Here is a 7,295-nt window from a genome sequence, read left to right as displayed (position 1 = left end):
TCCTGTCGTTGGTGGAGACCGGCAAGCGATTGGGCCGCTGCCCACAGGAGTGGTTGAGGGCCGTGGTCAGGGCGTGCATCGAGAAGACAGATTATCCCATCCCGGCAGAACTGATGCCGTCAACCCCGTCCTGGTGAATAGATACGACAAAACCCCCGCCAACGCACAGGAAGGTGTGTTCTGGCATCTGCTTCACAGCCTGCACCTGTGGGATGAGCAGCGCCTCCTCTGTGATGACGCGCTGCGCCTGCAACTCATGGCCTGCGCCAATTTTCTCGCCGACGAGGGCCCCTGCCCGCACCACTGCATCGGCTCACGTCCCTGAAACCTGCCGCCCGCCACTCGGCTTGCCTTGGCTACTCCTGCCGAACCTGACAAAATGACCCCCTTTTCCCAGAGGAGTCAGGCTGTTGAACAATCTCCGCCCGCCCAGTCACACACCGGGCCGCGCCACCCGCTGGCGAGATGCCCTCGCCGTCTATCTGGAAGCGCGGGTACTCATCCTGTTTGCCATGGGATTTTCCTCCGGCCTGCCCTTGCTGCTGGTCTTTGGCACCCTCTCGTTCTGGCTGCGCGAGGCGGATGTCAGCCTGACCGACATCGGCTACATGAGCTGGGTAGCGCTGGCCTACGGTTTCAAGTGGCTGTGGTCGCCCCTGGTGGATCGGCTGCCCCTGCCCCTGCTGTCACGGCTGCTTGGGCGACGACGCAGTTGGATGCTGTTCTCCCAGGTGCTGATCGCCCTCTCCCTGGTGGGGATGGCCTATTGCGATCCCAAGACCCAGCTCGCCCAGCTGGCCCTCTTCGCCCTGCTGGTTGCCTTCTCCTCTGCCACCCAGGACATCGTCATCGACGCCTATCGCATCGAATCCGCTCCCGAGCGGCTGCAGGCGGCCATGGCCGCTTCCTATATGACGGGGTATCGACTCGCCATGATCATGGCGGGAGCGGGGGCGCTGGCGCTGGCGGCCTGGCTCGGCAGCAACAGCGGCTATGACTATCGCGGCTGGCAGCTCACCTATCTGCTGATGGGAGGGCTGATGTCTCTTGGCATCCTCACCACCCTGATGAGTCACGAGCCGCAGATCGATCTCAAGAGTCAGGACGAGCAGCAGATGGCGCGCAAGGCCACCCTGCTGGCTCGAGGTTGGTCACCCACGCTGGCCGGGCTGGGGGCCTGGACCTACGAGGCCATCTGGTGTCCCTTCGCCGACTTCTTCCGCCGCTATGGCTCCTCGGCCCTGCTGATCCTCGGGCTTATCGCCTGCTATCGCATCTCGGACGTGGTGATGGGGGTGATGTCCAACAGCTTCTATGTGGATCTGCAGTTCAGCAAGACGGAAGTGGCCACCATCACCAAGGTCTATGGTGTCATCATGACGCTGGTGGGAGCCGCGCTCGGGGGCGTGCTGGTGATGCGCTTTGGCACCCTGCGCATCCTGTTCCTCGGCGCCGTGCTGACCGCCAGCACCAATCTGCTGTTCGCTCTCCTCAACGAAGTGGGCCACAACCTGGAGCTGCTGACTCTGATCATCTCGCTGGACAACCTCAGCGCCGGCATAGCGACGGCTGCGTTTGTAACCTATCTATCGAGCCTCACCAACGTCGCCTTCTCCGCCACCCAGTACGCCCTGTTCAGCTCCATCATGCTGTTGCTGCCCAAGTTGCTGGCGGGGTTTTCTGGTCGCGTGGTGGAGCAGATCGGCTACAGCCACTTCTTCATCGGCACCAGTCTGCTCGGCATTCCGGTGATGATCCTGATCATCATGGTTGCCAAACGAGGCAGCACCTTGTCACCACAAACGCACAAATAGCAAGCGTTTGCGCATTTTAGGGGGTGATTAGATTCACAAATCCTGACAAAGTTCCCTGGTGCTTGTTTATCCGCTGAATTTATTTGGCTAGAATCCCTTCCGCTCCTTGTGGGCAGGCTACGGAAAACCTCAACTAACGCACAAGAGACCAATAAAATGGCCAAATTTACCAAGACTCTGATCGCTGCCGGTCTGCTGGCTGCCTCCGCCACTCCGGCCTTTGCTGCCGATTACAGCGGCGACATCCACAAGAACGATTATAAGTGGATGCAGTTCAACGTGATGCACACCATCGACCAGAAACCTCATGGTCCGGATGGTTACAACGATACCTACTTCGAAATGGAGTTTGGAGGTCGATCCGGTATTTTTGACCTGTACGGTTACGTTGATTACTTCGATATATTCGACTCACGTCACAGCGACAAGCACAAGCAAGAAAACCTCTTCATGAAGTTTGCTCCGCGCATGTCCTTGGATGCCCTGACCGGTCAGGACCTCTCCTTTGGTCCGGTACAGGAAGTCTATGTTGCCAGCTTGTTTAACATCGGTGGTGTACAGGGGCTGAATGATGCCTTTGTTGGTATCGGTGCTGACGTGATGGTTCCGTGGTTTGGTAAAGTGGGCATGAACCTTTACAAGCGCCATGCTAACGAAACCTTCTCTGGTGAAGGCGAAGGCTGGAGTGGCCAACAGTTCTCCATGAACTGGTTCAAGCCGTTCTACACCTTCTCCAACGGCAGCTTCATCTCTTACCAAGGCTATCTGGATTACACTTGGGGCATGAAAGATACCAGCCACTCCGATGGTCTGGCGACTTTCCACGGTATCTACTGGCACTCTGACCGCTATGCCGTCGGTTACGGTCTGAAATACTTCAACGAGATCTACGGTATCGATAACTCCGATGCCTTCAAGTCTACTGGTTTCGGCCACTACTTCTCCGTGACCTACAAGTTCTAATCGAACCTGTCGTCGACGGACACAAAAAACCGGAGCCATGGCTCCGGTTTTTTTATGGCCTGATGCAGGAACAAGGGGAGAGACTCGCCCTCCCCGCCCGGATCAGTCGCGGAAGTTCTGGAACTGCATCGGCTGGCCCAGCTCGGCGCCACGCACCAGGGCCATGGTCTCCTGCAGATCGTCGCGCTTCTTGCCGGTGACCCGTACCTCGTCGCCCTGGATGGCGGCCTGCACCTTGATCTTGGAGTCCTTGATCAGCTTCACCAGCTTCTTGGCGACTTCCTTGTCGATCCCCTGCTTGAACTTCACGGTCAGGTGGAAACGCTTGCCGGAGTGAACGCTGTCACCCACGTCCATGGAGCTGTTCTCGATCTGGCGCTTGAGCAGGGCGCCGCGCAGGATCTCGACCATCTGCTTGAGCTGGAAATCCGCGTCGGCCTCCAGTTTCACCTCTTCCTTGTTCAATTCGAAGCTGGCTTCCACGCCACGAAAATCGAAACGGGTCGCCAGTTCACGATTGGCGTTATCGACGGCGTTCAACACCTCGTTCATTTTGACTTCAGAGACAATATCGAATGACGGCATAGCCGGGCTCCTCATGCTGTACTTCAGGTTGTACTGACAGGTGGGCAAATCTACCAGAAAACGGGCAAATTTGCTGATTTCGATGGGATTGCTCTGCTAGAATCCCCTGCGCACAGGAATGGTGAGACCCGTTAGAACCCGTTCAGGAGCGGTCGCGAGAGGTCCGACACTCGGTGAAGTGCAGCCCAGGAACCCGCATGTTCATGCATACATGAGGCTACCTGGCTGCGCATGAACCTTGAGCACGACCCGGCAACCAGCTCATGCACCGGTTCCAGGTATTCACCAAGCGACATCTTCCCTTATCCCGGGTTGGCGGTTGACAGGATGGCAGCCCTTCCCATGATCGAGCCTCTTCATGCCAAGCGGATTACGCGACAACAACCTGAAAACACGCCGTCACCCTGTCTCTCCCGAGTGGACCTTGCTGGGCTGCGGCGCCCTGGGCGGCGTCTTCGCCTCCCTGTTGACCCAAAGCGGCCAAGCAACCCGCCTCCTGCTGCGCGAGCGCCATCGTGCCACCTTGCACCCCGGCGTCGACTTTACCTCCCTTGAGGGGCATACCCAGCTCCTGGCCATCGAACGCGCCTTCATCGACAAGCCGGGCAGCATCAAACGCCTGCTGGTGATGACTAAGGCGGGGCAGGTGATATCGGCCCTCACTCCCCTGGTCGGGCAACTGGCGGCAGGGGTGCCCATCGTGCTGCTGCACAACGGCATGGGGATCGCCGATCAGGTGGTCGCACTCTTCCCCGACAATCCGGTGATCGCCGGCGTCACCAGCCATGGCGCCATGCAGTGCGGCCACTTCGTGTTCCGCCACACCGGCAAGGGGGAGACCTGGCTGGGCCCTGTCAACGAAGCGGCCCGTGCCCATGCCCACCTCGCCGACGAGCTGGCCAGCGCCCTGGGTCAGGCCGGTTGGGATGAGCAGATCCTGACACGCCAGTGGCAGAAACTCGCCGTCAACTGCGCCATCAATCCCCTCACCGCGCTCTACAAGCTCAAGAACGGTGAATTGGCCGGTCCGCGTTTTGCCGATGCCCTGCAGCAAATCTGCGTGGAAGTGGCTGACGTCATGCGGGCCGAAGGTCAGCCTACCGGCAGCGAAGAGCTGCTACGCCGCGTCATGATGGTGGTGGAGCTCACCGCCGACAATTACTCTTCCATGTATCAAGACATGGAACAGGGCCGCGAGACCGAGATCGAAGCCATCACCGGCTTCCTGCTGGGCAAGGCCGCCCTTCACGGTATCGCGGTGCCGGTCAATCAGGGCCTCTATCAGGCCGTCAAAGAGAAGCGCTGAGCAAAGCAAGGAGTGCAGGATGAGCGTACTGGTACTGGTGGCCCCCGGGTCGGAAGAGATAGAGACGGTTGCCATCGTCGATACCCTGGTTCGGGGTGGCATCGATGTGGTGCTGGCCTCCTGCTGCCCCACTGGAGCGCGCCAGATCCGAGCCTCTCGCGGGGTGCAACTGGTGGCGGATTGCCATCTCGACGAGCTGACCACTCGTGACTTCGATGCCATGGTCGTGCCGGGCGGTCTGCCCGGCAGCGAAGTGATCCGCGACACCCCCCTCGCCATCGACCTGCTACGGGAGCAGGCAGGCCTCGGCCGCTGGCGCGCCGCCATCTGCGCCGCACCCGCCGTGGTACTGCACCATCACGGCTTGCTGGGGGATGCGAGCACCACCTGCCACCCGGGCTTTCAGGCCCGTCTGCCCGCGACACAATTGAGCACGGCAAGGGTAGTGACCGATGAAGCCCATCGCCTGATCACCAGCCAGGGCCCGGGTACCGCCATCGAGTTCGCTCTCGAGATAATACGGGTACTGCGAGGTGACGAGGCTGCTCACGCGGTGGCCGGTCCCATGATCCTCCCCCCTTCGGTGTTGCCATAACCACATCGGGCACTCCTATGAAAGCGGCAGAGCCCCCTTGTTTGGTCTATGTTGGCTGCTCTTGTGCTAGATAAAACAATCCGGGCTTCCCCGGCCTGGCACCGGCTGTTAACATGCGCCCCTTATGCCTGTTATGTGCTCTGGGGTGGCCGTCACGCCGCCCTGACCCTGCCCTGTGCGGCCTCTGCCGCTTGACTCCGGTTATGCCGACCGGCCGGTTTACCCGACCATCAACAGCCAGTCCAATCCTGTGATCCCCGCCATTCCCCCTGATTTGCGGGCCTGTGGCCATGGATCCTCAACGAGCGAGAAAATCCCCATGCTGGAACGTGCAAGACAAGAGTGGTTCTCCAACATACGGGGCGATCTGCTGTCGGGCATCGTCGTCGCCCTGGCGCTGATCCCGGAGGCCATCGCCTTCTCCATCATTGCGGGCGTCGACCCCAAGGTCGGCCTCTATGCCTCCTTCTGCATCGCCGTGGTCATCGCCTTCGTCGGCGGTCGTCCCGGCATGATTTCCGCCGCCACCGGCGCCATGGCGCTCCTGATGGTGACCCTGGTCAAGGAACATGGCCTGCAGTATCTGCTGGCGGCCACCCTGCTCACCGGCCTCTTCCAGATAACGGCGGGCTACCTCAGGCTCGGCAGCCTGATGCGATTCGTCTCCCGCTCCGTGGTGACCGGCTTCGTCAACGCCCTGGCCATCCTTATCTTCATGGCCCAGCTGCCCGAGCTCACCAACGTCACCTGGCAGGTCTACGCCATGACCGCGGCCGGGCTTGGCATCATCTATCTGTTCCCGCTCGTTCCCGTGGTGGGCAAACTGCTCCCCTCCCCCCTGCTGTGCATCGTCATCCTGACGGCGGTGGCCATCACCCTGGGCATCGACATCCGTACCGTGGGCGACATGGGCGAGCTGCCCGATACCCTGCCGGTCTTCCTCTGGCCCGACGTCCCCCTCAATCTGGAGACCCTGGCCATCATCTTCCCCTACTCAGCGGGGCTGGCGGTGGTGGGACTGCTCGAGTCCATGATGACGGCAGCCATCGTCGACGAGATGACCGACACCCCAAGCGATCGCAACCGCGAGTGCAAGGGTCAGGGGATCGCCAACATCGGCGCCGGTCTGCTGGGAGGCATGGCGGGGTGCGCCATGATTGGCCAGTCCGTCATCAACATCAAATCCGGTGGCCGCGGCCGCCTCTCCACCTTCGTGGCGGGGACCCTGCTCATCCTGATGGTGGTCTTCATGGATGAGTGGATCCGTCAGATCCCCATGGCAGCCCTGGTGGCCGTGATGATCATGGTTTCCATCGGCACGTTTTCCTGGGAGTCGGTACGCAACCTGAAGAGCCACCCCCTCTCCACCAACCTGGTGATGGTAACCACCGTCGCCGTGGTGGTCGCGACCCACAACCTGGCACTCGGGGTATTCGTAGGGGTGCTGCTCGCCTCCCTCTTCTTCGCCCACAAGGTTGCCCGCGTCATGCTGGTCAAGAGCGACAGCGAGCGCAGCGGCGCCGTGCGTACCTATCTGGTGCGGGGCCAGATCTTCTTTGCCAGCGCCGAGCAGTTCCTGGCCGGTTTCGATTTCAGGGAGGAAGTGGAGAAGGTGGTCATCGACCTGACGCACGCCCACTTCTGGGACATCACCGCCATCACGGCCCTCGACAAGGTGGTCATCAAGTTCCGCCGTGAGGGGAAAGAGGTGGCGGTCATCGGCCTGAACGACGCCAGTGCCACCCTGGTCGATCGCTTTGCCATCCACGACAAACGCCAGGAGGGAGAGCCCCTGCTGGCCGAGCATTGATCCCGGCGCGCCCCAAGAGGGCGCTGCCTGCAAGCCATAAAAAAGCCCGTCTCTCCCCATGAGATGGGCTTATTTTGGGTTCATCGCGGCTTTCCGGGGAAGGCCGCCTTGATTTTCAGAAAAAAGTATTCTGAGTCCCTAAATCCATATGCCATACGCTTTATCACTTTGATCTTGTTGTTCACCCCTTCCAGCACACTCGTGTGCATCGGGTAGTTTGCA

The 7,295-nt window shown here is 60.5% G+C and carries 8 protein-coding genes; 6 read left to right on the top strand and 2 right to left on the bottom strand.

Going from position 1 to position 7,295, the window contains the following annotated elements; genetic code table 11:
* Nucleotides 1–73 precede the first annotated feature (73 nt).
* The 3 genes from MUW49_RS16715 (at nt 74) to MUW49_RS16705 (ending at nt 2,777) form a co-directional block, all read left to right on the top strand.
* Complete coding sequence (locus tag MUW49_RS16715; protein ID WP_244812995.1) at nt 74–325, top strand: hypothetical protein; 252 nt, start codon at nt 74–76, stop codon at nt 323–325.
* A 187-nt stretch (nt 326–512) separates the two neighbouring features.
* Nucleotides 513–1,814 carry an MFS transporter gene (locus MUW49_RS16710; RefSeq protein ID WP_041215845.1) on the top strand — a complete coding sequence of 434 codons (1,302 nt, stop codon included), beginning with the start codon at nt 513–515 and terminating at the stop codon, nt 1,812–1,814.
* 156 nt (nt 1,815–1,970) lie between these two features.
* Entirely contained in the window at nt 1,971–2,777 is an 807-nt protein-coding gene (locus tag MUW49_RS16705) for an outer membrane protein OmpK (RefSeq protein WP_103261458.1), read from the top strand.
* Nucleotides 2,778–2,879: 102 nt separating this feature from the next.
* Here MUW49_RS16705 and MUW49_RS16700 read toward each other — a convergent pair whose 3' ends face one another.
* The gene (locus MUW49_RS16700; RefSeq protein WP_010673357.1) at nt 2,880–3,362 is read right to left on the bottom strand and encodes a YajQ family cyclic di-GMP-binding protein; all 483 of its coding nucleotides are present in this window, start codon (nt 3,360–3,362) and stop codon (nt 2,880–2,882) included.
* A gap of 358 nt (nt 3,363–3,720) precedes the next feature.
* On the opposite strand from MUW49_RS16700, the gene MUW49_RS16695 reads away from it, so the two are divergent.
* The 3 genes from MUW49_RS16695 to MUW49_RS16685 all read left to right on the top strand — a co-directional run bounded on the left by MUW49_RS16695 (nt 3,721) and on the right by MUW49_RS16685 (nt 7,073).
* Complete coding sequence (locus MUW49_RS16695) at nt 3,721–4,668, top strand: 2-dehydropantoate 2-reductase (protein ID WP_113977706.1); 948 nt, start codon at nt 3,721–3,723, stop codon at nt 4,666–4,668.
* Nucleotides 4,669–4,687: 19 nt separating this feature from the next.
* The gene (locus MUW49_RS16690; RefSeq protein WP_244812994.1) at nt 4,688–5,263 is read left to right on the top strand and encodes a DJ-1 family glyoxalase III; all 576 of its coding nucleotides are present in this window, start codon (nt 4,688–4,690) and stop codon (nt 5,261–5,263) included.
* A 319-nt stretch (nt 5,264–5,582) separates the two neighbouring features.
* Nucleotides 5,583–7,073: a SulP family inorganic anion transporter gene (locus MUW49_RS16685; protein ID WP_244812993.1), complete on the top strand. Its 1,491-nt coding sequence runs from the start codon at nt 5,583–5,585 to the stop codon at nt 7,071–7,073.
* A gap of 80 nt (nt 7,074–7,153) precedes the next feature.
* Here the strand turns inward: MUW49_RS16685 and MUW49_RS16680 are convergent.
* On the bottom strand, nt 7,154–7,295 hold a 142-nt coding region (locus MUW49_RS16680; RefSeq protein ID WP_210537842.1), incomplete at its 5' end, for a transposase.

This window comes from Aeromonas sp. LsrichE-8G (assembly GCF_022869435.1).
GTDB lineage: Bacteria > Pseudomonadota > Gammaproteobacteria > Enterobacterales > Aeromonadaceae > Aeromonas > Aeromonas caviae.
Note: the sequence above shows the minus strand (reverse complement) of the source record. Positions and strands in the feature narration are given on the sequence as shown.